This window comes from Acinetobacter sp. P8-3-8 (genome assembly GCF_000214135.1).
In the GTDB taxonomy this organism is placed as follows: domain Bacteria; phylum Pseudomonadota; class Gammaproteobacteria; order Pseudomonadales; family Moraxellaceae; genus Acinetobacter.
Genome location: NZ_AFIE01000135.1, coordinates 1 through 889 on the forward strand (window position 1 = coordinate 1; position 889 = coordinate 889).

Annotated in this window: 2 protein-coding genes; both read right to left on the reverse strand. The window is 35.1% G+C overall.

Annotated elements, in window-relative coordinates; all coding sequences use genetic code 11:
• Positions 1-13: 13 nt before the first annotated feature.
• On the reverse strand, positions 14-499 hold the full coding sequence (locus GGG_RS0118950; protein ID WP_010118038.1) for an IS630 family transposase: 486 nt from the start codon (positions 497-499) through the stop codon (positions 14-16).
• 5 nt (positions 500-504) lie between these two features.
• Positions 505-852, reverse strand: coding sequence for an IS630 transposase-related protein (locus tag GGG_RS0118955; RefSeq protein WP_010118040.1), 348 nt, complete (start codon positions 850-852; stop codon positions 505-507).
• Between the last annotated feature and the right edge of the window lie 37 nt (positions 853-889).

The window sequence follows — 889 nt, forward strand, 5'->3', positions numbered from 1 at the left end:
ATAGTAGAACCGCCTAATTATTCATACATATTTGAAAAAATAATTTGAACAATATATCGATAGAATCTACTAACCATTCTTTCCTTTTCTTCTTCACCCACGCCCACATCTTTTCTATAGGATTTAAATCAGGGCTGTATGGTGGTAACCATAATATATGATGCCCATGTTGTTCTAATAGTTTCTGAGTATCTGCCCTTTTATGAAATGTCGCATTATCCATCACAACAATACTTTGTTTCGGCAATTCTGGGATAAGAAATTCCTTAACCCAAAAATGAAATACATCTGAATTCACTTTGCAATCAAATAGCCCAACTCCAAATAAGTGACCTTGATATATCGCACCAATTGCATTGGTTTGATTCTTTAACTGCCAATTATATGATCCATAACAAGGGGTTCCTCGTTTAGAGTAACCATAAGGTCGTTGTTCGTGTGATTTAAAGCCACTTTCATCCAGATAAACGATAGGATGCTTACGCTTTAATTGATCCAAATTCTTTAAGTATTGTTCTCTGATTTCAGGTTTTGCTTGCGGATGACGTAAGGTCTTTTTTTAACAGTAATCCCTAGGCGTCTTAATGCATCACCAATAGAAGAAACGCCACAGCCAAAACGTACTGCACGTTCATATTGATAATCGTCGGGATATTGTTCAACATCTGCTCGCAGAGCGTCATCATCTATTTTTGATGGTTTACGTGGTCGAGTTCTTTTGATCTCTATACATTTTTTCCAACTTAAAATTGTATTCTTATCAATTTCAAATTGAGTGGCAACGGCTCGAATAGAATTTCCTTCCTCAAGCTTAGCTAAAACTTTTCGTCTAAAATGTTCTGAATAACTCATCCATCTATTGTCTTATATTTTTAACAGTTTGACTATA

Coding starts and splice junctions, on each gene's coding strand:
- GGG_RS0118955 (WP_010118040.1), bottom strand. CDS start 852: ATGAGTTATTCAGAACATTTTAGACGAAAAGTTTTAGCTAAGCTTGAG.